General features: G+C 59.3%; 23 protein-coding genes. 7 read left to right on the plus strand and 16 right to left on the minus strand.

Annotation, left to right across the window (positions count from 1 at the left end):
* Positions 1-50: 50 nt before the first annotated feature.
* Complete coding sequence (locus tag F8B91_RS12310; protein ID WP_196504126.1) at positions 51-1499, minus strand: TadE/TadG family type IV pilus assembly protein; 1449 nt, start codon at positions 1497-1499, stop codon at positions 51-53.
* Between the two features lie 177 nt (positions 1500-1676).
* Complete coding sequence (locus F8B91_RS12315) at positions 1677-3326, minus strand: 4Fe-4S dicluster domain-containing protein (protein WP_196504127.1); 1650 nt, start codon at positions 3324-3326, stop codon at positions 1677-1679.
* Between the two features lie 74 nt (positions 3327-3400).
* Here F8B91_RS12315 and F8B91_RS12320 point away from each other — a divergent pair, with 74 nt between their 5' ends.
* Positions 3401-4186, plus strand: coding sequence for a uracil-DNA glycosylase (locus F8B91_RS12320; protein ID WP_196504128.1), 786 nt, complete (start codon positions 3401-3403; stop codon positions 4184-4186).
* Complete coding sequence (gene moaB, locus F8B91_RS12325) at positions 4179-4709, plus strand: molybdenum cofactor biosynthesis protein B (protein ID WP_196504129.1); 531 nt, start codon at positions 4179-4181, stop codon at positions 4707-4709. Before F8B91_RS12320 ends, moaB begins: the two co-directional genes overlap by 8 nt.
* A gap of 2 nt (positions 4710-4711) precedes the next feature.
* Here the strand turns inward: moaB and F8B91_RS12330 are convergent, their stop codons facing one another.
* The gene (locus F8B91_RS12330) at positions 4712-5590 is read right to left on the minus strand and encodes a DMT family transporter (RefSeq protein WP_196504130.1); all 879 of its coding nucleotides are present in this window, start codon (positions 5588-5590) and stop codon (positions 4712-4714) included.
* Between the two features lie 78 nt (positions 5591-5668).
* Here F8B91_RS12330 and F8B91_RS12335 point away from each other — a divergent pair, with 78 nt between their 5' ends.
* Entirely contained in the window at positions 5669-6802 is a 1134-nt protein-coding gene (locus tag F8B91_RS12335) for a PA0069 family radical SAM protein (protein ID WP_246715250.1), read from the plus strand.
* Here the strand turns inward: F8B91_RS12335 and F8B91_RS12340 are convergent, their stop codons facing one another.
* From F8B91_RS12340 to F8B91_RS12350, 3 genes are all read right to left on the minus strand, one after another.
* Positions 6803-7402 (minus strand): short chain dehydrogenase, encoded by a 600-nt coding sequence (locus F8B91_RS12340; protein WP_196504131.1) that lies wholly within the window; start codon positions 7400-7402, stop codon positions 6803-6805. It abuts the gene before it with no gap.
* Positions 7403-7406: 4 nt separating this feature from the next.
* A complete protein-coding gene (locus F8B91_RS12345) occupies positions 7407-8156 on the minus strand; it encodes a DUF1013 domain-containing protein (protein WP_196504132.1) in 750 nt (249 codons plus the stop codon).
* A gap of 107 nt (positions 8157-8263) precedes the next feature.
* On the minus strand, positions 8264-9244 hold the full coding sequence (locus F8B91_RS12350; RefSeq protein ID WP_196504133.1) for an NAD(P)H-quinone oxidoreductase: 981 nt from the start codon (positions 9242-9244) through the stop codon (positions 8264-8266).
* 67 nt (positions 9245-9311) lie between these two features.
* Between F8B91_RS12350 and F8B91_RS12355 the strand changes: the two genes are divergently transcribed.
* Together F8B91_RS12355 and F8B91_RS12360 are read left to right on the plus strand one after the other, a co-directional pair.
* Positions 9312-9494: a DUF1192 family protein gene (locus tag F8B91_RS12355; RefSeq protein WP_196504134.1), complete on the plus strand. Its 183-nt coding sequence runs from the start codon at positions 9312-9314 to the stop codon at positions 9492-9494.
* Between the two features lie 217 nt (positions 9495-9711).
* Complete coding sequence (locus F8B91_RS12360; protein WP_246715252.1) at positions 9712-10296, plus strand: DUF1465 family protein; 585 nt, start codon at positions 9712-9714, stop codon at positions 10294-10296.
* A gap of 75 nt (positions 10297-10371) precedes the next feature.
* Here F8B91_RS12360 and rpmE read toward each other — a convergent pair whose 3' ends face one another.
* On the minus strand, positions 10372-10596 hold the full coding sequence (gene rpmE / locus F8B91_RS12365; RefSeq protein WP_196504135.1) for a 50S ribosomal protein L31: 225 nt from the start codon (positions 10594-10596) through the stop codon (positions 10372-10374).
* 133 nt (positions 10597-10729) lie between these two features.
* Between rpmE and F8B91_RS12370 the strand changes: the two genes are divergently transcribed.
* On the plus strand, positions 10730-12493 hold the full coding sequence (locus tag F8B91_RS12370; protein WP_196504136.1) for an ABC transporter transmembrane domain-containing protein: 1764 nt from the start codon (positions 10730-10732) through the stop codon (positions 12491-12493).
* 4 nt (positions 12494-12497) lie between these two features.
* Here the strand turns inward: F8B91_RS12370 and F8B91_RS12375 are convergent, their stop codons facing one another.
* The 8 genes from F8B91_RS12375 to F8B91_RS12410 all read right to left on the minus strand — a co-directional run bounded on the left by F8B91_RS12375 (position 12498) and on the right by F8B91_RS12410 (position 19507).
* A complete protein-coding gene (locus tag F8B91_RS12375) occupies positions 12498-13532 on the minus strand; it encodes a peptidoglycan -binding protein (protein WP_196504137.1) in 1035 nt (344 codons plus the stop codon).
* 16 nt (positions 13533-13548) lie between these two features.
* Positions 13549-14553 (minus strand): flagellar motor protein MotA, encoded by a 1005-nt coding sequence (locus tag F8B91_RS12380; protein ID WP_196504138.1) that lies wholly within the window; start codon positions 14551-14553, stop codon positions 13549-13551.
* Positions 14554-14648: 95 nt separating this feature from the next.
* A complete protein-coding gene (locus tag F8B91_RS12385; RefSeq protein ID WP_196504139.1) occupies positions 14649-15893 on the minus strand; it encodes a DUF6596 domain-containing protein in 1245 nt (414 codons plus the stop codon).
* Positions 15894-15903: 10 nt separating this feature from the next.
* Entirely contained in the window at positions 15904-16257 is a 354-nt protein-coding gene (locus tag F8B91_RS12390) for a YciI family protein (protein WP_196504140.1), read from the minus strand.
* Positions 16258-16365: 108 nt separating this feature from the next.
* Positions 16366-17763, minus strand: a complete 1398-nt coding sequence (locus F8B91_RS12395) for an NAD(P)(+) transhydrogenase (Re/Si-specific) subunit beta (protein WP_196504141.1) — start codon at positions 17761-17763, stop codon at positions 16366-16368.
* A gap of 1 nt (position 17764) precedes the next feature.
* Positions 17765-18073, minus strand: a complete 309-nt coding sequence (locus tag F8B91_RS12400; protein ID WP_196504142.1) for a proton-translocating transhydrogenase family protein — start codon at positions 18071-18073, stop codon at positions 17765-17767.
* Positions 18073-19194, minus strand: a complete 1122-nt coding sequence (locus tag F8B91_RS12405) for a Re/Si-specific NAD(P)(+) transhydrogenase subunit alpha (RefSeq protein WP_196504143.1) — start codon at positions 19192-19194, stop codon at positions 18073-18075. Before F8B91_RS12405 ends, F8B91_RS12400 begins: the two co-directional genes overlap by 1 nt.
* Positions 19195-19201: 7 nt before the next feature.
* On the minus strand, positions 19202-19507 hold the full coding sequence (locus F8B91_RS12410) for a hypothetical protein (protein WP_196504144.1): 306 nt from the start codon (positions 19505-19507) through the stop codon (positions 19202-19204).
* A 133-nt stretch (positions 19508-19640) separates the two neighbouring features.
* On the opposite strand from F8B91_RS12410, the gene F8B91_RS12415 reads away from it, so the two are divergent.
* Positions 19641-20417, plus strand: a complete 777-nt coding sequence (locus F8B91_RS12415) for a 3-hydroxybutyrate dehydrogenase (RefSeq protein ID WP_196504145.1) — start codon at positions 19641-19643, stop codon at positions 20415-20417.
* Positions 20418-20429: 12 nt separating this feature from the next.
* Here F8B91_RS12415 and F8B91_RS12420 read toward each other — a convergent pair whose 3' ends face one another.
* Positions 20430-21500, minus strand: coding sequence for an SGNH/GDSL hydrolase family protein (locus F8B91_RS12420; RefSeq protein WP_196504146.1), 1071 nt, complete (start codon positions 21498-21500; stop codon positions 20430-20432).
* Positions 21501-21509 lie beyond the last annotated feature (9 nt).

The raw sequence follows: 21509 nt of genomic DNA on the forward strand, positions 1-21509 counted from the left end.
GCCGCAAAGGATCGGCTGGTGGCCGCCACACTGTCAAGCTGCCCGCGGCATCATTGTGCGATGCGCATGCCCAGAATCTGATTGGCCAGACTTTTGAAGGCTGCATCCAGAGATGTGGAATCAGCGTCAACCACGTGCGACGCGTCAGTGGCGCAGTTGTTCACCAAGGCCACGCGCGCGGGATAGGTCTTGTCGAGCTGGAAGGTAATCACATAGACCTCTACGCCCGATGCTTTGATGGCCGAGCACATCGCGTTGGACTGGGTGTAGGCGCCGCCATTGGTCGGCGCACAATTGATATGATCAATAGGGCTGCCGCTGCCTGTCACGGAGTAATAATAGGGGCTGCCCGATGACCCATTGGCCGTGTCATTGCCGGTGATCACTCCATTGCAATAGGCACTGTTATATTCGCCATCGGTCATCAGGATCATGACCTTGCGCACCCGCTTGGATGTATCCGACGTGGTAAGCTTGTCATAGCCTGACGGCACGCTGGAACCGCTCCAGATACCGACATTCGGCGAGAGCGCATACCAACCCCAGCCAATACCGACCTGCCCTCCGGTAGAATTCGAGGCCAACATACTATTGATCGAAAGGTTCAACGCAGTGGCGTCGGTTGACAATGGCACTATCGGCACCACTGTGCAGCCATTGCTGCTCGTTTGATAGGCACGGCCCACCGGTGCCGCGCTCATTGCCGCATCAGTGTAAGCTTGCGCGCCGGTGCGCTCCGTCACGCAATTGGTCACCGGAAATGTGCGCTTGCAGACGGCGGTGGATGGGTAGTTGTCGCACTTGGTCGAATAGTTTGTGAACACAAAATTGGCGCTCAACGACGAGCTGGTGCTGAATTGATAATTTGCGTATCCCGGATTGGTGCTGGTGCCCGCCTGCACGGTACCGCGGGCAGCCACGGCTTGGGCAGCGGTGCCCATATTCACCCCATTATTATAGGGCACAACTGCAATCTTGGTGTAAAATTGCCCTTGGCTCGCCGGCATGACTGTGGTGACAAATTTCGCTGCTGCAGCTCTCAGGTCAGTGATGGCTGTATTGCCTGTCTTTGAATTGACGCTGTTCATCGAGTTCGTGTTATCGAGCACCAACGCAACTTCGAGGTTGATCCCGGATTTTTGCACTGTTGATGAAACATCCATGCTCATCGTCGTCTGGCCAACAACCGACAAGAAGTAAGTCGTAAGTTTTACCGAGGCCGAGCCCGTCACTGTCGCGCCGTTATCGACAGCCACATAATTGCTGACCACCGAATCGCCGGTGTTTTCGTAATTCTGCGTGATGTAAGGCTGAGAAATTTGCGTCAGCTTGGTGCTCGTCGAGCCGGGATTGCTGACCGAATAGGACGCGGCATAAAGCGTGGCCGAATCCAGCGCGGCCGCGAGTTGCGTGCGGGCATTGATGGCACGCTCATAATCCACGGCCGCACCAGCACATACGATGAGCGGGATGATCGAAAGTCCGAGAATAATGGACATGTTGCCGCGCTCATTGCGTTTGAAGCGCAACAGTGAGCGTGCGAAATGGAACAATGCGGACCTCAAGCCCATGATGGAGTCTTCCCGGAATGTGTTTGGAAACGACATTCGGATAAACTTCCAAAGGGAGGCTTAGGCGAAACGCTAGATTTTAAAGCTCATTTTACAGAACCGAAATTACATATTCGGGTAGTTCGGCCCTTCGCCACCCTGTGGCACGGTCCAGACAATGTTCTGCGACGGGTCCTTGATGTCACAGGTTTTGCAATGAACGCAGTTCTGGTGGTTGATCTGGAAGCGCGGCTCCTTGCCCTCCTCCGCGATCACTTCGTAAACGCCTGCCGGGCAATAGCGCTGCGCGGGCTCATCCCAGATCGGCAGATTGACGGCGATCGGCACCGATTTGTCGATCAGCTTCAAATGCGCGGGTTCGTCTTCCTCATGCGCCGTGGCCGAGAAAGCCAGATCCGTCAGTCGGTCAAACGACAGCACGCCATCGGGCTTCGGATAATCAATCTTCGGCATGTCAGCCGCAGGCTTCAGCGTGGCATAGTCGCCCTTGCCATGTTTCCAGGTGCCCAGGCCAAAACCAAAAATGGTCTGCAGCCACATATCAAGGCCACCAAGGCCCATGCCGAACACCAGGCCCAGTTTCGACCACATGGGCTTTACATTCTTGACCTTCTTCAGGTCCTGATAGACCCATGAATTCTCGTAAGCGCCCTGATAGGCCACCAGCTCATCCGCCTCGCGGCCCGCTTGCAATGCCGCCACCGCAGCTTCCGCCGCCATCATGCCGGTCTTCATCGCGTTGTGGCTGCCCTTGATGCGCGGCACATTCACAAAACCTGCCGAGCAGCCGATCAACACCCCGCCGGGGAAAGTGAGCTTCGGCACCGATTGCAATCCGCCTTCAGTAATCGCACGCGCGCCATAAGCCACGCGCCGCCCACCTTCCAGCACTTGCGCAATGATCGGGTGATGCTTGAAGCGCTGAAATTCCGCGAAGGGATAAAGATGCGGATTCTGGTAATTCAGATGCACGACGAAGCCCACCGAAACCAGATTGTCTTCGAGGTGATACATGAAGCTGCCGCCACCGGTCTTGGTGCCCAGCGGCCAGCCCATCGTGTGGGTCACCTGGCCTTGCTTGTGGTTCTCCGGCTTTACTTCCCAAAGCTCCTTCATGCCCAGGCCAAATTTCTGCGGCTCGCTGTCCTTCGACAGATCAAACTTGTTGATGATCTGCTTGGCCAGGCTGCCGCGCACGCCCTCAGCAATGAACACATACTTGCCGCGCAGTTCCATGCCCGGCTGGTAATCCGGCTTGTGGGTGCCGTCCTTGGCAATGCCCATCACGCCAGCGACAACGCCGGCCACCGATCCGTCCTCACGGTACAGAACTTCCGAAGCCGCAAAGCCCGGATAGATTTCCACGCCAAGCCCCTCGGCCTGTGTGGCCAGCCAGCGGCACACATTGCCCAGCGACACGGCATAATTGCCATGATTGTTCATCAAAGGCGGCATCAGGAAATTCGGGATGCGCAGCGCGCCAGCCTTGCCCAGAATATAGAACCGGTCTTCCTTCACTTGCGTCTTGAGCGGTGCGTCCTTTTCCTTCCAGTCGGGGATCAGCTCATTGAGCGCAATCGGATCAACCACAGCACCTGACAGAATGTGCGCGCCAACTTCTGAACCCTTTTCCAGGACGCAAACTGTTGTGTCCGGCGAGAGCTGCTTGACGCGGATGGCGGCGGCCAGGCCAGCAGGCCCAGCACCCACGATCACCACATCATATTCCATCGCATCGCGCTGCTGTTCACTCACGTCCGGTCTTCCTTGTTCTAACGTCTCAGCCTGTTATAGACTGGCTTAGAAGTGTTATAAAAGCCAATTGAGACATGGAAACCAGACCAGACGACGCATGGAGGAATGCAGGCTTTGCCAGCGCTGCCGATGCGCTCGGCTGGCTCATCGCTTCCGGTGCTGATGAGATCGTGCTTGATGCGGCAGTCGACCGCTTTGCCGACAGCGCCAAGGCCGAAAAACCGCGCCTCGCACCAGTGGTTCTGCAACCGCCACCGCAACGCCCCATTGCTGCCCCTTCGGCCATCACTGCAGCCACCTCGCCCGAAGCCTGCGCCACTCTGGCTGACATCGCGCAGGCCCTGAATTTCTTCGAGACGCATCCCCTGCGCAAAAACGCCATGAACCTGTCCTTCTTCGAAGGGCCGGAACGTGCGGAAATCCTGATCGTCTCCGACCGCCCGCGCAGCGAGGAAGACAAATCCGGTTTGGTTTTCGCCGGCAAGGCGCGCATCCTGCTCGCCAACATGCTGACAGCCATCGGCCTCAAACTGGATGACGTGGCGCTGCTCAATCTCGTGCCCTGGCGCCCGGCAGGAAACGCCGCGCCGAAAGACCCGGAAATCACCGCCGTGCTGCCTTTCGTGCGCCGTGCTGTGGACCTGATCCAGCCGCGCCTGATCCTTGGCTTCTCGGCCCTGCCCGGCCAATATCTGGCGGCGGGCGATCCCTCCATCCAGCGCCAGCGCGGCAAGTGGCTGAATGCCGGCGGCCCGGCTTTCCTCTCAACGCTGCATCCGGATGAATTGCTCAAGCACCCGCTGCAGAAAAAACACGCCTGGCGCGACCTGCTCACCTTCCGGGAAAAGCTGAATGGCTGACCGCGCTTTTATGCCCATCGGCATCGCCGTGATGACCATCTCCGACACGCGCACCTTGGCCGATGACAAGTCAGGGCAGACCTTGGCCGACCGCATCACCACCGCAGGCCACCGCCTCTCAGGCCGCTGTATCGTGACGGATGACATCGAGAAAATCCGCGCCGCCGCAGAAGCCTTCATTGCCGATGCCGCCGTCGATGTAATCATCACCACCGGCGGCACCGGCCTCACCGGCCGCGATGTCACCATCGAAGCCCTGCGCCCTCTGTTTGAAAAAGAAATCGAAGGCTTTGGCGTGGTCTTCCACATGATCTCGTTTGCTAAGATCAAAACCTCCACCATGCAAAGCCGCGCTACCGCTGGCGTGGTCAAAGGCAAATACATTTTCTGCCTCCCCGGCTCGCCCGGCGCCTGCAAGGACGGCTGGGATGAAATCCTCGTCCACCAGCTCGACTACCGCCACGGCCCCTGCAACTTCGTCGAGATCATGCCGCGCCTCGAAGAGGGTTTGCGGCGGAAATAGCTTCAGGCCGTATTCCAACGCGCAGGCAGCAGCGACTTGCCAACCCCACTCACAATCGCCAACCCCACCATCAGCACGGCACCACCCAGAAGCTGGATATTGGTGATCGTCTCACCCAAGAACAGCACAGCCGATACCAGGCCGATCGGCGTCATCAATAGGATGAATGGCACCGCCTGGTCCACCCGCACGCTTTTCAGCAAAGTGAACCACACCATGTAGGCCACATAGAATCCGAACACGCCGCAGAACACCAGCAGGAACCATTGATACGGCGTGGCCGTGACCAGCGAGTCAATCTGCCCACGCTCCAGCAGCAGCGTGGCCAGCAGCAATTGCGGCGTGCCGAACCAGGCATTGGCCTTCAACGTCTTCACGCCGGAATCCTGCGAGAGCATCCGCGCGCACACCTGACCCGCCGCCCATACAAATCCGCTGATGATAATGAGCACCACCGGCACCAGTGGCGGGCGCTCTGCCGGCAGGCCGATCACGATCACCACCCCGGCCACCGCAATCAGCGTGCCGATGGCGCGCGTCACATCAAGCTTCTCGCCGGCAATCAGCCAGCCCATGATCACGCCGGCGGGCACTTGCGTTTGCAAAACCAGATTGGCAGTGCTCGCGGGCACACCGCGCATCCCGTAGAACAACAGCGCGCCCTGAACCGTCACCGACAGCGCCGCGATCAGTAACAGCTTCGGCCATGGCGTGAGAAACTTGCCGCGATGCGTGAACGCCATCACCACGGCAATGCCGCTGTAAACCATCAGCATCATGAATAGCGGGGGGAAATGTTCCACCATCGGCTTGGCCAGAGTGAAGGTCACGCCCCAGCAAAGCGGTGCGAGAAGGGCAAGCATGATGTTGCGTGGAGTCATGGCGCCTCCATGGCCGCGTGCCGGTCACAAATCAATATCGTTCTTGCTTTGTTCCAAAAGAATGACTATATGATTCTGATGGCTACCATCTTGGAAATGCGCCCGGGCTCGGGCACCGGAATTGGCACAGGCGGCGCAAAGCTCACCTCCCTGCCGCAGCTGGAACGTGGGCGTGGCGCGCGCAGCAATCCCGCCCCGCGCTATGACCAGAACACAGCGGAATTCGTTGATGATGGCTGGCAGTCGTTGGCTGAAGTGCCACGGCTGAAGACCGAGATTTTCACCGAACAGCCCAAGACCATCATTTCGCGCAACACCTCGCCTGATATTTCCTTTGATCGCTCCATCAACCCCTACCGCGGGTGTGAGCATGGCTGCGTTTATTGCTACGCGCGGCCCAGCCACGCCTATATGGGCCTGTCTCCCGGTCTCGATTTCGAGAGCAAGCTTTTCATCAAGCCGAACGCGGCGGCTCTTCTCCGGGAGGAATTAACCGCGACCAATTACAAGCCCGCCGTGATTGCGCTGGGCGCCAACACCGATCCCTATCAGCCCATCGAGCGTGATTACCGCATCACCCGGCAGGTGATCGAGGTGCTGCGCGAATTCAACCATCCCTTCGGCATCGTCACCAAATCGGCCAATGTATTGCGTGATCTCGATTTGCTTCAGCCCATGGCTGAGAAGGGTCTTGTTAAAGTGGCGATCTCAGTGACCACGCTGGATCCCGCCCTGGCGCGCTCGATGGAGCCGCGTGCCTCCACCCCTATGAAGCGCATGGCGGCACTGGAGCTACTCTCCAAGGCTGGCATCCCCACCGTGGTGATGATCGGCCCAGTGATTCCTGGTCTCAATGACAGTGAGATTGAAAACATCCTCAAGGCCGCGCGCAATGCCGGCGTAAAGGAAGCGGGCTACACCATGCTGCGCCTGCCGCTGGAAGTGAAGGAAGTGTTCAAGGACTGGCTTGAGAAGGATTATCCCGACCGTGCCGCCAAGGTGATGAGCCTGGTGCGCTCAGTGCGCGGCGGCAAGGAAAACGACCCCAATTTCGGCACCCGCATGGGCGGCCAGGGCCCCTATGCCTGGGCCATCGGCCGCCGGTTCCAGCTGGCCAGCGAACGCCTGGGCCTCAACACCGCCCGCGTAAAACTGCGGACCGACCTGTTCACCAAACCACCCCAAAAGGGCGAGCAGATGTCATTGATCTGATTATTCGCAGCGAATGACCTGCCCTGTCACCGCGCCTTCGATGCTCTTGGCATAGGCATAGCCCACCCGGTCATTCGAAACCGGGATGTGCCCCGGGAAATAGCCGTCATAACGCTGCGCCGCTGCTTCCAGCAGGCCGGGGCTGACGGCATTGATGCGGATGCCGCGCGGCATTTCAATCGCCGCACCGATGGCGAAGCTATCAATTGCGCCATCGCAAGCCGCAGCGTTCGATCCCTGACGGATCGGCTCGTAAGAAAGAATGCCGCTGGTCAGCGTGAAGGAGCCGCCGTCATTCACATGCGCCATGCCCAGCAGAACCAGATTGATCTGGCCCATCACCTTGTCCTTCAACCCGTCGAGAAACTGCTTCGGGCCCATCTCAGCCACCGGGCCGAAATGCGAATGCCCGGTGCAGGCGACGACGGCGTCGAGCTTGCCCAGTTTGGCATACATGGCCGAAACCGAAGCCTCGTCCATCACATTCACCTGAATGTCACCGGATTTGCCGCCAGCCAGGATGATCTCATGGCCCTTGGATAGCTTCGATACAGCCGCCTTGCCCACGGCACCGGTGCCGCCCACAACGAGGATGCGCATGACTTTACTCGTCGTCCTTCGGAGTGTTCAGGCCCTTGAGCTTGGCGAACACGGAATCTGCATTATAGGTCTTGTCCTTGTCGGCATCGCTCATCGGCGCTGCGGCAGCGGCCACGTCGGCGACCTTCTGGCGCTCGGCTTCAGCAGCCGCATGCGCCGCCGTACCTGCCACTTCATGCGCCGGGATCAGCGTGCGCGGTGCGGCTTCATCGCCGGTGATTTTCTTGGCACCCTTGGCGGCGGCCTTCTGTACGGCAAGATCAAGCTCAAGCTGCGAGCAGATGCCAAGTGTCACAGGATCAACCGGCTTGATCGCCTGGATATTCCAGTGCGAACGCTCCTTCACCAAAGCAATCGTGTGCTTGGTGGTGCCGACGAGCTTCATGATGGCGGCATCGGGAAGTTCCGGGTGGTGGCGCAGCAGCCACATGATGGCATCCGGCCGGTCGCCACGGCGCGACACTGGTGTGTAGCGCGGGCCCGCCGTTGAACGCTTCACTTGCTCGTTCGCCTTCGAGGTAATGAGGGTAAGCGTGTAGCTCGCATTGGCTTCGCCCTTGCCGATTTCTTCGCGGGTCAGCTGGCCTGCAGTCACCGGGTCCATGCCCTTGATGCCGGCGGCCACGTCGCCATCGGCAATGCCCTTCACTTCCAGCTCATGCAGGTTGCACAGATCGGCAATCTGTCTGAACGAAAGCGAGGTGTTTTCGACCAGCCAAACGGCGGTGGCCTTGGGCATCAGCGGTGCGGACATGACTTTTCTCCTTTTCGGAACCGGTTGCGGGCTCCGAGGCGCGATTGACATAACAGTGTCTGGAATGGGGGCTATATAGGCGGCGCCAAGAGGCTTGGCAATGGCGCTTACAACGTCAGCACAATCTTCCCCATATGAGCGTTGCTCTCCATCAGCCGGTGCGCCTCGGCCGCTTCCGACAATGGGAATGTCTTGAAAATCCGCGGCTTGCACTCGCCTCTTGAGAGCAGGGTCCAAACCTTCTTCTCAAGTGCCTGCGCAATCTCAGCCTTCTCAGCCACTGTACGCGGCCGCAGCGTGGAGCCCGTATAAATCAGGCGCTTCACCATCAGTGGTGTGAAATCGGCCTCCACCTTCGAGGATTCCTGAAAAGCAATCTGCACGATGCGCCCATGCAGTGCCGCCACCGCCATGTTGCGCGCCACATAGGAGCCGCCCACCATGTCGAGGATCACATCGCAGCGGATGTCCCTGGCCTTCAGCACTTCAACGAAATCATCGATCTTGTAGTTGATCGCAATATCCGCACCGAGGCCCTCAACGTAACGGCACTTCTCGGCCGACCCCACCGTCGTGATCACCCGCGCCCCAAACGCCTTGGCCAGTTGGATGGCCGTGGTGCCTATACCCGAGGAGCCACCATGGATCAGCACCGTCTCGCCCTTGGCCAATCGCCCACGCTCAAACACATTGGTCCAGACGGTAAAGTAAGTCTCCGGCAGCGCCGCCGCTTCCACCAGCGAAAGTCCCGCAGGAATGGGCAGGCAATTATCCTCTGCCGCAACAGCAAAAGCAGCGTAGCCACCGCCGGGGATCAGTGCGCAAACATGGTCGCCTTTTTTGAAACGCTTGCATCCAGGCCCAACCTCGACCACTTCGCCCGCCACTTCCAAACCCAGCGTATCGGGCGCACCGGCGGGCGGTGGATAGCCTCCCTTGCGCTGCAGGATATCGGGCCGATTCACCCCCGCTGCTGCAACCTTAATGAGGAGCTGTGCCTCTTTGGCCACCGGCATTGGCTTTTTTCCCAAAGTGAGAAGCTCCGGCCCGCCAAAGCCCGTCAGCACCACCGCATCCATCTGCATCATCCCGAGATTCCCTTGAGGCCAAGTCCCTTCTGTAGCATCATTCCATCATATTTGATGAGGCCTTGCGATGGACGCGGACGAACCGATCAAGAAGCCCGGCATGGTTATCGGCGAAAACCTGGAAGCGATTTCGGTGGCCGAATTGGAACAGCGTCTTGTGGCTTTGGACTCCGAGTCTGCCCGGATTCGCGCTGAAATCACCAAGAAACAGGCCAGCAAGGCCGCCGCCTCAGCCTTTTTCAAATCCTGATGCTCAAATTTACTACAATTTTAACGATCGGTTAATAATTAATCGTTACCTTAGGGTTCAACCCAGAGCTTCTGGGTTTCTCCGAGTGGTTTTCCACTCTGTTTGACGCCTCCCTGTTAGAAACTCAAAGCCGCGGATGACGCGGCTTTTTTTTGGCCTCGATCTTGCTGAGCTTGACCCGAATCAATTTTCATTGACCGTGTAACGCAGGGCAGCCATGATCGATCTGAAGTTAGTGAGTAATGTGGGTGGGGACGACAAGATGGGCGGCACGCAGCCTGAAGCGGTAGCGATTGATTTTTTCGCGCGCTTCACCAATTCCGAGCAGTTTGACAAAACCTTCAAGGAAGGCATGGGCCTGGTTGAGGAAACCGCCAATTATCTCGATGGCCCCGGCCGCGTTGATGCCCGCACTTTGGACCGCACCGGCGCCATTGCCTATGCCACCGAAAGCATGCGCCTCACCACCCGCCTGATGCAAATGGCCTCCTGGCTGCTGCTGCAGCGCGCCGTGGCCGCCGGCGAACTCAAATCCAATGAAATTCAACGCGAAAAGCTGCGCATCAATCTGGGCGACATCGGCGAAGGCAACGTGATCAAGGGCGCGGAACAGCTGCCGCAAGGCCTGCTGGCGCTGGTCGAACATTCCCTGCGCCTGCTGGAACGCATTCGCACCTTGGACGCCATGCTGAAGGGCCGCGAAACCGCCACCCCAACCCCGGTCGCCAGCCCCGTAAGCGCGCAGATCTCAATGCTGGAACAGGCCTTCAACCAGAACGCCTTCAGCCTGGGCGGCCGCTAAGCCCAAGCCAATTCAAATTTTTCCAACAAAAAACCCGGCCTCGCGGCCGGGTTTTTCATTTTAAATCGAAACGACTTACTTCTTGTTGAGGAACGAGAACTTGTCGTTGAAGCGCGACACGCGGCCGCCGCGGTCCACCAGCGTCTGCTGGCCGCCGGTCCATGCCGGATGCGACTTCGGGTCGATGTCGAGCGAGAGCGTGTCGCCGGCAGCGCCATAGGTCGAGCGGGTCACGAACTTCGTGCCATCGGTCATCACAACGGTGATGGGGTGATAGTCGGGGTGCACATCGGCTTTCATGGTCGAAACTCGCTTCTTGAAAATGAATGTGGCCAGAATTGCTTCCGGCCGGAATGGCGGTCCTATAGCCAAATTGCCCCTGCGACACAAGTGCTGGAATAAGCCCCTGCCCCATACCTATATAAGCGCTGATATGACAGCACCTTCCGAGCCCGGCCGCCCGCATTTTCAGCCGCTTTTGCGTCTTCTGCCCTTCCTGCTGGCTTACCGGGCCCGCATCGCAGCGGCCCTGGTGGCGCTGGCTGTGGCCTCGGTTGCCACGCTGGTCATCCCGGTAGCCGCACGCCGGATCGTGGATCATGGTTTCACCGCTCAGAACGCCGCTTTGGTGAACCAGTATTTCATCTTCATGTTTTTGGTGGTCTTCGCGCTAGCCCTGGGCTCGGCCCTGCGCCAATATTATGTGACCTGGCTGGGTGAGCGCGTGGTGGCCGATATCCGCGATGCGCTGTTCCGCCACCTCACGACGCTCACGCCCGCATTCTTCGAAACCCAGAAAACCGGCAATGTGGTCTCGCGCCTTACCGCTGATACAACGCTGATCAAGTCGGCCTTCTCCTCCACCGCCTCGATCGCGCTGCGCAACATTGTCATGCTGGGCGGTGCCTTGGCCATGATGATTTATACGTCACCGGGCATGAGCGGCCTTGCGGCATTGGCCATTCCGCTCATCGTGCTGCCGTTGCGCTTCTATGGCCGCAAGGTGCGCGGACTTTCGCGCCTGGCCCAGGACACACTGGCTGAAAGTGCGGCCTTCGCGCAGGAACGCCTGGCCGGCATTGCCGCCATCCAGTCCAACACCCAGGAACTCTCAACAGTCGCCAATTTCATGAAGGCGAATGAGGCGGTATTTAACGCCGCCCGCACGCGTACTTTTGCGCGGTCCTTCCTCGTCTTCGGCGTGATCCTTGTCGGCTTCGGCGCCATCGTCTGCCTGTTGTGGTTCGGCGCGCAGCAAGTGCTGACCGGCCAGATGAGCGGCGGCACCCTAACGCAATTCCTGATCTACGCCATCCTCGGCGCAAGCTCGCTCAGCCAACTGTCCGAAGTCTGGAGCGAATTGCAGCAGGCTGCCGGTGCCGCCGAGCGCATCGGCGAATTGATGGCCGAAAAGCCAGAAATCGCATCACCCGCAGAGCCCACGCCCTTGCCGCCCGCCTTGCGCGGCGAGGTGGCTTTCGATCATGTCGACTTCACCTACGCCGCCAACGCCAAAACGCGCGTGCTGCACAATGTCAGCTTCGCTGCAAAACCGGGCGAAGTGGTCGCCGTTGTCGGCCCCTCGGGTGCTGGCAAGACCACGCTCTATGCGCTGCTGCAGCGCTTCCGCGAACCCGACAGCGGCAAGATCACGCTCGACGGAATCAACATTTCTGAATTCGCGCTCGAAGATTTGCGCGGTGCCATCGCAACCGTGCCGCAGGACGCAACGATTTTCTCCGGCACAATAGCCGACAATATCCGCTTCGGCCGGCCCGAAGCCAGCGACGCGGAAGTGGAAGCAGCGGCCAAAGCCGCGCGCGTGGCTGAATTCGTCGAGAAGCTGCCGCTCAAATACAATTCCATCCTGGGCGAGCGCGGCATCACTTTGTCCGGCGGCCAGCGCCAGCGCCTCGCCATCGCCCGCGCCATCTTGCGTGATGCACCGGTGCTGTTGCTGGATGAAGCCACATCAGCACTCGATGCCGAAAGCGAAGCCCTCATTCAGGAAGCGCTGGAAACGATTTCAAAGGGCCGCACCACACTGGTCATCGCGCATCGCCTGGCCACCGTGCGCCATGCCGACAAGATCATCGTTCTGGATCAAGGCAAGATCATCGCCCAAGGCACGCATGCGCAGTTACTGAAGAAAAGCCCGCTCTATGCGAGGTTGGCGAAGCTGCAGTTCAGCGCTTAAGCGGCTACTTCTCCGTCAGCTTCAGCTCGATGCGCCTGTTCTGCGTCTTGGAATCTTCACTGTCACCCTGGGCAATTGGCTGGAACTCGCCAAAGCCTGCAGCCGCGAGATGATTGGGCGAAACGCCCTGCGCCACCAGATATTTCACCACGGCCGTGGCGCGCGCTGACGAGAGCTCCCAGTTCGAGGCAAATTTGGCACCCACCACGATCGGGTCATTATCAGTGTGGCCATCCACACGCAGGATCCAGTTCAAGTCGCCGGGGATTTCCTTTTCCAGCTGCTTGATCGCATCGGCCAGCTTGCTCATCTCGGCATTGCCCGCCTCGTTCAGATCAGCGCTACCTTTCGGAAACAGCACTTCCGACTGGAACACGAAGCGATCACCCACCACCAGAATATCAGAGCGTTGCGACAGGATCTGCCGCAGCCGCCCGAAGAATTCCGAGCGGTATTTCGAAAGCTCTTCCACCTTCTGCGCCAGCGCCACATTGAGGCGCTTGCCCAGATCGGCGATCTGGCCTTCCGATGCGGTGTTGCGCGCTTCCGCATCATCGAGCAGTGAAGAAATCGTGGCCAGCTGGCGGCGCAGCGCCGCAATCTGCTGGTTCAGCAATTCCACCTTGGCCAATGCATCCGACGAAATTTTCTTCTCTCCATCCAGTGCTGTTTGCAACCCGGCGATCGTGTTGCCTGCACCTTCACCCGCCGCACTCTGCGCATTGAGATTGGCCAAAAGATCAGCCGTCTTTGCTTTCTGCGAATTGAGATCATCGGCCAGCGCCAAAAGCTGCGCATCAGAATCCGCCTTGCCGGCTTTCTCCAAAGCCAGCAGCTGCGTGAGTTCAGAAATCTGCGACTTCAATTGCCCCAGTGCTGAATCCTGCCCGGAAATCTGCCGCGCCAACAAAAACTGCGCGATCATGAAAACCGACAACAGGAATGTGATGACCAGCAATAGCTGCGCCATGGCATCGACAAAGCCGGGCCAGTAAGGGGCCTCTTCACCACGCCCGCGGCGCGACAGACGCTGAGACATTTGAGGACCCTCTACTTCACTTGGTATTCGACGAGCGGATCAGCAGGCGCTGAATTTCGCTCTGCTGCACTTGCTGCGCCTGAATCCATTGCCGCACCATCTTTTGTTCTTCACGCATCTGCTGCACCAAATTGGCCACCGCATCGGCGAGTTCATCGGTGGCATTCTCGCCGCCGCTGCCATTGACGGCGGGAACGCCAGAACCATTGGTTTTCATCTGGTCAATATGCGTGCCCAGCCGGTCAATCGTGCGCTGCAGGTTCTGCATGTCGAGGTGGATGAAGGTGGGCACCGAAGCGCCGGCCCCTTCGCCGGTGGCCACGCCGGTGATGGTCGAAAGCCAGTCTTCCAGCCCATGATAGAACCGGTTCTGCGCTTGCGATGCCTTCAAGTCCAGAAAGCCCAGGATCAAAGACCCCGCCAAGCCGAACAGTGAAGACGAGAAAGAAAGGCCCATGCCTTGCAGCGGCTTCTGCAAACCACTTTTCAATTCTTCAAACACATCGGCAGATGCGGCGGAGGAAACATTCAGGCCCTTGATCGCATCACCCACCGAGGTCACCGTGGCCAGCAAGCCCCAGAACGTGCCGAGCAGGCCAAGGAAAATCAGCAGGCCAACGAGATAGCGCAACAGATCGCGGCTTTCATCCAGGCGCGAGGCCAGCGAATCCAGCAGCGAGCGCATGGTTTGCGGCGACAACACTGTGCGGCCAGAGGCATCGCCCAGAATGGTTGCCATCGGCGCCAGCAGCACCGGCGGCGCTTCGGTGGAGCCCTGCCCCAGCTTGAAACCATTGAGCCAATTCGCCTCCGGCACCAACCGCCACACCATCCGGTAGGCGTAGAGCGTGCCCAGTACCAGCGCACCGATGATCAAGCCATTGAGCAGTGGGTTGGCCATGAAGGCATCTTTGATGTGGGGGAAAAGCACCGCCGAAATCACCACCACAATGATGGTAAAAACCACCATATGCATCAAATGCACGGTGGGTTTTTCCACGATGAATGCTTCTTGCGCCATATCTATCCCGCCTCTGCACGCCCCAGATGGCGGAACTTAGACGATTAAATGGCAAAGGGGGAGAGTCTATCTGTCAGCCCTGGCCGTAGCCCTCGTCAATTCAACGTGTGGCGCAACTTTTCAGCCTGCTTGGACAGAAAGTTACGGATGGCAGGATCATGCTCCAGCGCCATGGCGCGGGCATAGGCCGCCAATGCTTCATCAATCTTGCCGCTGCGCGCCAAAAGATCGGCCCGCACCGCGTGATAGGGCTGATAGGGCTCAAGCTCCGGAAAGGCAGTGGCATTTGGCAAGGCCGCAAGCCCTGCCGCAACGCCGTCTTTCTCGGCAATGGCCGCAGCCCAGTTCAACTTCACCACGGCAGATTCCGTCAACTGATACAGCGCCTGGTACAGCAGGCACAAAGCTTGCCAATCGGTAATGCCCGATGCGCGCCGCGCTGCATGAACCGATTGGATGGCGGCTTCCAGTTGATAGCGCCCGATCTGGCCCATCGCACCCGCCCGGCGCAGCAGGCTTTCAGCCGCATTGATATCGTCCAAGTCCCACAGCGTAATGTCCTGCTCCAGCAAAGGCACAAAGCCCCCATCAAAGCGCCTTGCCTTGCGCCGCGATTGCAGGAACAGCATTAGCGCCAGCAGCCCCAAACATTCTGGTTCGCCGGGCAGCAACTCCACCACCAGCCGCCCCAGCCACAGGGCCTCTTCGGTGAGAGCATTGTTGAGATGATCGGCCTCGTTCCAGCCTTGCGCGTAACAGGCATAGATCGCCTCCAGAACCGTCTCAAGCCTTTCGCCCAGCGCCTCGCGCTCGGGCACACGGAACGGAATGCCCGCCACTCTTATTTTAGCCTTGGCGCGCGACAGCCTCTGGCCCATCGTCGCCGGCGGCACGAGAAAAGCGGCAGCGATCTGCTCGGCATTCAAACCCAGAATGGTCTGCAGAATGAGTGGCGAACGGATACCGGGATCAAGTGCTGGATGCGCGCAGGCAAACATCAGCGCCAGACGTTCATCTGGAATAGCAGGTGCGCTTTTGGCCATGTCCTCAAGCTCCTCAGCCAGCAGAAGCAGATGATCCGCAGCATCGGCGCGGCTCTTGTGTTTGCGCGTGCCATCAATGTGCTTGCGCTTGGCCACCGCGATCAGCCAGGCATCGGGATTTTGAGGAATGCCCGTCACCGGCCAATCCTGCAACGCAGCGACGAAGGCTTCGGCCAAGGCGTCCTCGGCCTGCGCCACGTCGCGCGTGCGTTTGGCCAGAAAGGCGACCAGCCGCCCATAACTCGCGCGCGCCACCCGCTGCGCAGCATCATGGGCAAGCTGTTCACCACTGGGCACCAATCAGTCCCTACATCGTCACTTTCCAGACGGGCCGCACTTCCATGGTTCCGGTTTGCGCGCCGGGGCACTTGGCGGCCCAGGCAATGGCCTCATCCAGATCCTTGGCTTCAATGATGTAATAGCCGCCCAGCTGTTCCTTGCTTTCGGAATAGGGGCCATTCAACACCTTGGTCTTGCCGCCGGAAACCCGCACCGTTGAGGCATCGGCTGAGGAATGCAGACGGTCACCGCCCACCATCGCGCCGGCCTTCAGCAAAGCTTGGGTATAGACGGCATAGGCAGCACTCATCTGCTCGCCATCCTTCTGCGTCATGTTGGCCATTCCGCTTTCGTCGCCGTAAATCATCAACATATATTGCATGGAACTCTCCCTGATCTGACAGCAGGCCACCACGGCCGCCTGCCATCATGACGGGCGAGTATTGGCGATTTCGACAGGGGGAGGAAGATTATTTGGCAGCGGGTAAAATCAGCCCAGCGCCTTGTTGATCTCTTCCGTCATCTTCTTGGCATCGCCGAACAGCATCAGCGTGTTGTCGCGCCAAAAGAGGGGGTTATCGACCCCCGCGTAACCAGAAGCCATGCCGCGCTTGATGAACATCACGGTTTTGGCCTTCCACACTTCCAGAACCGGCATGCCGTAGATGGGCGAGGTCGGGTCATCCTTGGCCGAAGGATTGGTCACGTCATTGGCACCGATCACAAAGGCAATATCGGCCTGGGCGAATTCGGAATTGATGTCTTCCAGCTCGAAGACTTCATCGTAAGGCACATTGGCCTCGGCCAGCAACACATTCATGTGGCCGGGCATGCGGCCCGCCACCGGATGGATGGCATATTTCACCGTCACACCGGCCGCCTTCAGATGATCCGCCATTTCGCGCAGCGCGTGCTGGGCCTGCGCCACCGCCATGCCGTAACCCGGCACGATGATCACGCTGGATGCGTTCTTCATCATGAAGCCGGCATCTTCAGCCGAGCCCTGCTTGACGGGTTTCGCCTCAGCCGTGCCCTTGGGCCCGGCACTCTCGCCGCCGAAGCCACCGAGGATCACCGAGATGAAAGAGCGGTTCATGCCCTTGCACATGATGTAGGACAGGATCGCACCGGATGAACCGACCAGCGCGCCGGTAATGATCAGCGCCGTATTGTGCAGCGTGAAACCGATTCCCGCTGCCGCCCAGCCGGAATAGGAATTCAGCATCGAGACGACAACCGGCATGTCTGCCCCGCCGATCGGAATGATCAGCAGGAAGCCCAGCGCCAGGCTGATCAGCACGACGAGCCAGAAATCAATGGCACTCTGGCTGTCGAAGAAACCATAAATGAAAAACACCAGCGCCAGAGCCAGCACCGCATTGATCACATGCCGCGCCGGCAGCATGATCGGAGCACCCGACATGCGGCCATCAAGTTTCAGAAACGCAATGATCGAGCCGGTAAAGGTGACGGCACCAATCGCCACGCCCAAAGCCATTTCGATCCGGCTTTGCGTGTGGATCAAGCCATCACTGGCAATTCCAAATTCAGTCGGCGCATAAAACGCCGCTGCTGCCACAAACACGGCAGCAAGGCCGACAAGCGAGTGAAAAGCCGCCACCAGCTGTGGCATCGCCGTCATCGCAATGCTGCGCGCCATGTAAGCGCCAATGCCGCCACCAATGGCAATGCCGGCAATGATGATGATCCACACCAGCGGGTTGGTGGGTGCGGCAATTGCCAGCGTGGTGAGGATGGCAATGCCCATGCCTACCATGCCGTAAGTGTTGCCCTTGCGCGATGTGGCGGGCGACGAAAGTCCGCGCAACGCCATGATGAACAGCGCGCCGGAGACCAGATAAAGAAGAGCCGCGAGATTGGCGCTCATCTCACTTGTCCTTCTTCTTGTACATGGCGAGCATCCGGTTGGTGACCAGGAAGCCACCGAAGATATTCACCGAAGCCAGGATCAGCGCGAGAAAACCAAAGATCATCGCCAGCCAGGAGCCCGACGCCACGGCCCCTGCGCCCACCGCAAGAAGCGCACCCACCACGATCACCGAGGAGATCGCATTGGTCACGCTCATCAGCGGCGTATGCAAAGCCGGTGTCACGTTCCACACGACATAGTATCCAACAAAAACCGCCAGCACGAAGATCGAAAACAGATAGACAAACGGGTCAACCAGCTGGTCCATCACTTTGCTCCCTGAAACATCGGATGCACCAGCGCGCCATCCTTGGCGATCAGCGTGCCCTTGACCAGATCATCCTCGAAATTAATCGCAAGCGTGCCGTCCTTCGCGGTCATCGTCTCGATGAAATTGGAAAGGTTCTTGGCAAAAAGTGGCGTGGCATTGCCGGCCAGCCTGCCTGCGAGATTCAGCGTGCCGATGATCGACACGCCCTTATGCACCACAATCTCGTCGGGCTTTGACAGCGGGCAATTGCCGCCGCGTTCTACAGCCAGATCGACGATCACCGAGCCAGGCTTCATGCTCTCCACCATTTCCTTGGTGATGAGCACCGGCGCAGGCCGCCCCGGAATGAGGGCGGTGGTGATGACAATGTCCTGGTTCTTCACATGGTCGGCCACCAGCTTGGCTTGCTTGGCTTTGTCTTCGGTGGAAAGTTCTTTGGCATAGCCGCCCGATGTCGCTGCATCCGCCACATCGGCAAACACGAATTTCGCACCCAGCGATTTCACCTGTTCTTCGGTGGCCTTGCGCACATCGGTGGCAGAGACAATGGCACCCAAACGCCGCGCGGTCGCGATGGCCTGCAGTCCTGCCACACCCACCCCCATGATGAACACTTTCGCAGCAGCCACAGTGCCCGCCGCGGTCATCATCATCGGCAAAGCGCGTCCGAAATGCGCGGAGGCATCAATCACGGCTTTGTATCCAGCCAGATTGGCTTGCGAAGAGAGAATGTCCATGCTCTGCGCGCGCGAAATGCGCGGCATCAATTCCATGGCAAAAGCAGTGACACCGCTTTTGGCGATGGCTTCCAGCCCCGCCTTGTCACCATAAGGCTCCAGTCCCGCCGCGAGCACAGCGCCCTTTTTCATCGCTTTCAGAACAGCAGAGGAAGGCCGGCGCACCGAAAGAACGATGTCAGCATCCGTGACCACATCGGGCCCTTTGCCGATCACCGCACCGGCCGCCTGATAGTCCGCATCGGAAATGTTGGAGCCAGCGCCCGCCCCCGCCTGCACGGCAACAGCGAAGCCCTTTTTCACATAAGCTTTGACAGCTTCTGCCGAAGCCGCACAGCGGCTTTCTCCGGCAACGGATTCAGCAGGAACCGCAATCTTCATGAATGGCTTAGGACATATGGGCGTTCATGGCGACAAACACGCCATAGATCACCAGCACCACCACCGGCAGCGCCCATTTGCCACCGGCGCGCAGGCCGATCAGCGTGGCAATGATGCCCACGATCAGGCCACCAAAGCCCACCAGCAGATTGAACGGATAGGCCACGAAGCGGAAATCCACCAGCGCCACCAGCGTGAAGAAGCTGATCAGGGCCACCACCACCGACCATTGCAGGAAGCCTTCATACGTGGCCCGATGGGCATCCATGCCGGTCAGCACAGGTTGCGAAGAATTGGAGTGGTGGTCGGCCATGTTGTCCTCGAATTGTCGAATGCTGGTTGTTTCCAACATTATCTATCGGAATGAAGTCCAAGCCGCAATTGTCATTGATTGTCGCAATGGGAAGTTTGGGCTATTCATCGCACTGCAGCATTTTGAGGGTTCCATGGATTTGAACGGCAAGACGGCCATCATAACCGGCGCGGCATCAGGCCTGGGCCGCGCCATCGCGAAGCGCTTTGTGGCGGCGGGCGCCAAAGTGGCCATCGCCGATCTGAACCTGGCCGCCGCCGAAACCACCGCAAAAGAGCTTTCCAGCACCGGCCAGACCATGGCGCTGGTCATGGATGTGACCAGTGAAGACGCCGTGAATGCCGGCGTGGCCAAAGTGGCGGAAGCTTGGGGCCGCATCGACATCCTGGTGTCCAACGCCGGCATCCAGATCGTGCACAAGCTGGAGGAGTTCCCCTTCGCCGACTGGAAAAAGGTCATGGCCATCCATCTGGACGGCGCCTTCCTAACGTCAAAAGCCGTGCTGCCCATCATGTACAAACAGAATTCCGGCCAGATCATTTTCATGGGCTCGGTCCATTCCAAACTGGCCTCGCCGTTGAAGTCGGCCTACGTCGCCGCCAAGCATGGCATCATGGGCCTGGCCCGCGTCATCGCCAAGGAAGGTGCCGCCCACGGCGTGCGCACCAATGTCATCTGCCCTGGCTTTGTCAAAACCCCACTGGTCGAAAAGCAAATCCCCGAGCAGGCCAAGACGCTGGGCATCTCTGAGGAAGAGGTGGTCAAGAAAGTCATGCTGGGTGGCACGGTGGATGGTGAATTCACCACGCTGGAAGATGTGGCCGAAGTGGCCTTCACTTTCGCCAGCTTCCCGACCAACGCGCTCACCGGCCAGTCGCTGGTGGTGAGCCACGGCTGGTTTATGGAGTAGCGAAGAAGAGCCCTACGGCGTCGCCGCAGTGAAATCGTCAAACCGCCCCGTTGGCGGAGGCGGTGCGATGCCTTTGGTGAACAGCGCCTCGGCACTGCTGCCCTTGGCGGCGGCCACGCCGATAATGCTTTCAGACGCAGCCTTCTTGATGGCTTTTTCTTTTTCAACCGCAGCGTTGATGTCCTTGCTGCCGGTAGAGGCCACAGCGTTGTCATCACCTTCCTGGCCGAAGATCGGCCCCTGGTCATCCACCGGGGCGGCAGGAGGCGTGGGCACCGCAGCTGTCTGTGCGGGAGGAGTCTGCGCCGGAGCAGCCGGGGCGGTTACGTCAGGTGTTGCCACCACCGGGCTCGCAGGCGGAGCCGGACCGGATTTCAAAGCCTGCAACGCCGCCTGCCCCAGTCGGTTGTTGCCCACCTTCATGAAGGTCACGCCATCGCTCTCGCGCAATTGCCGGTCAGCACCCGTGTCATCGGGCCCGCGCTGCGCGTATCCACCATTGGGGCCGAGGAAGGGCGTGCGCAGATCGACAAAGCCAGCACCCTTGGCCTCCACCCGCTCCTTGATCAGCGCGGTCACGTTCTGCATGTCGGCATCCAGCGCCGGGTCGCCCATCGGCGGCTCTCCCATCCAGAGCACCTGAATGTTCTGACCGGCCAGTGCATCGATCACTGCGTCAATGCGCGTCTTGTACAACGTGTCCCATTCCGGCGTGCCAAACTTCAGCATGGCACCGTTGGCATCGCGCATGTCGCGCCGGTCATTCAGGCCCATCAGCACCAGGGCCGAGGTGAAATTCTTGCCTTCGATCATCTTGGGGATGGCGGCCGCCCAATCATAGATTTCGGGCCGCGCGAGGCCTGAGCTTTCATTGAAGCGGTTAGTCACCAGCACCGGCTCGCCCGCCCCTTGCGCCATGCGCGCCAGGCCCGAGCCCATGCCGCCCGCCAGCTGGTCACCAATGATCAGCACACGGCGCGTATCGTCGGGCGGCGCTTCAGTCGGCGGCGTTGCTGCCTGATCCTGCGCAAAGGCAAGCCCCGACCATAGCACCAGCAACAAACTGAAAAACGCAAGACGCATGGCCTATGT

The organism is Aestuariivirga litoralis (assembly GCF_015714715.1).
Lineage (GTDB): Bacteria > Pseudomonadota > Alphaproteobacteria > Rhizobiales > Aestuariivirgaceae > Aestuariivirga > Aestuariivirga litoralis_A.

What these genes read in the sequence shown, in the direction of transcription:
- F8B91_RS12310 (WP_196504126.1), bottom strand. Translation starts at nt 1,499, where the DNA reads ATGTCCATTATTCTCGGACTTTCGATCATCCCGCTCATCGTATGTGCT.
- F8B91_RS12320 (WP_196504128.1), top strand. Translation starts at nt 3,401, where the DNA reads ATGGAAACCAGACCAGACGACGCATGGAGGAATGCAGGCTTTGCCAGC.
- moaB (WP_196504129.1), top strand. Translation starts at nt 4,179, where the DNA reads ATGGCTGACCGCGCTTTTATGCCCATCGGCATCGCCGTGATGACCATC.
- F8B91_RS12330 (WP_196504130.1), bottom strand. Translation starts at nt 5,590, where the DNA reads ATGACTCCACGCAACATCATGCTTGCCCTTCTCGCACCGCTTTGCTGG.
- F8B91_RS12335 (WP_246715250.1), top strand. Translation starts at nt 5,669, where the DNA reads ATGGCTACCATCTTGGAAATGCGCCCGGGCTCGGGCACCGGAATTGGC.
- F8B91_RS12340 (WP_196504131.1), bottom strand. Translation starts at nt 7,402, where the DNA reads ATGCGCATCCTCGTTGTGGGCGGCACCGGTGCCGTGGGCAAGGCGGCT.
- F8B91_RS12345 (WP_196504132.1), bottom strand. Translation starts at nt 8,156, where the DNA reads ATGTCCGCACCGCTGATGCCCAAGGCCACCGCCGTTTGGCTGGTCGAA.
- F8B91_RS12350 (WP_196504133.1), bottom strand. Translation starts at nt 9,244, where the DNA reads ATGATGCAGATGGATGCGGTGGTGCTGACGGGCTTTGGCGGGCCGGAG.
- F8B91_RS12355 (WP_196504134.1), top strand. Translation starts at nt 9,312, where the DNA reads ATGGACGCGGACGAACCGATCAAGAAGCCCGGCATGGTTATCGGCGAA.
- F8B91_RS12360 (WP_246715252.1), top strand. Translation starts at nt 9,712, where the DNA reads ATGATCGATCTGAAGTTAGTGAGTAATGTGGGTGGGGACGACAAGATG.
- rpmE (WP_196504135.1), bottom strand. Translation starts at nt 10,596, where the DNA reads ATGAAAGCCGATGTGCACCCCGACTATCACCCCATCACCGTTGTGATG.
- F8B91_RS12370 (WP_196504136.1), top strand. Translation starts at nt 10,730, where the DNA reads ATGACAGCACCTTCCGAGCCCGGCCGCCCGCATTTTCAGCCGCTTTTG.
- F8B91_RS12375 (WP_196504137.1), bottom strand. Translation starts at nt 13,532, where the DNA reads ATGTCTCAGCGTCTGTCGCGCCGCGGGCGTGGTGAAGAGGCCCCTTAC.
- F8B91_RS12380 (WP_196504138.1), bottom strand. Translation starts at nt 14,553, where the DNA reads ATGGCGCAAGAAGCATTCATCGTGGAAAAACCCACCGTGCATTTGATG.
- F8B91_RS12390 (WP_196504140.1), bottom strand. Translation starts at nt 16,257, where the DNA reads ATGCAATATATGTTGATGATTTACGGCGACGAAAGCGGAATGGCCAAC.
- F8B91_RS12395 (WP_196504141.1), bottom strand. Translation starts at nt 17,763, where the DNA reads ATGAGCGCCAATCTCGCGGCTCTTCTTTATCTGGTCTCCGGCGCGCTG.
- F8B91_RS12400 (WP_196504142.1), bottom strand. Translation starts at nt 18,073, where the DNA reads ATGGACCAGCTGGTTGACCCGTTTGTCTATCTGTTTTCGATCTTCGTG.
- F8B91_RS12405 (WP_196504143.1), bottom strand. Translation starts at nt 19,194, where the DNA reads ATGAAGATTGCGGTTCCTGCTGAATCCGTTGCCGGAGAAAGCCGCTGT.
- F8B91_RS12410 (WP_196504144.1), bottom strand. Translation starts at nt 19,507, where the DNA reads ATGGCCGACCACCACTCCAATTCTTCGCAACCTGTGCTGACCGGCATG.
- F8B91_RS12415 (WP_196504145.1), top strand. Translation starts at nt 19,641, where the DNA reads ATGGATTTGAACGGCAAGACGGCCATCATAACCGGCGCGGCATCAGGC.
- F8B91_RS12420 (WP_196504146.1), bottom strand. Translation starts at nt 21,500, where the DNA reads ATGCGTCTTGCGTTTTTCAGTTTGTTGCTGGTGCTATGGTCGGGGCTT.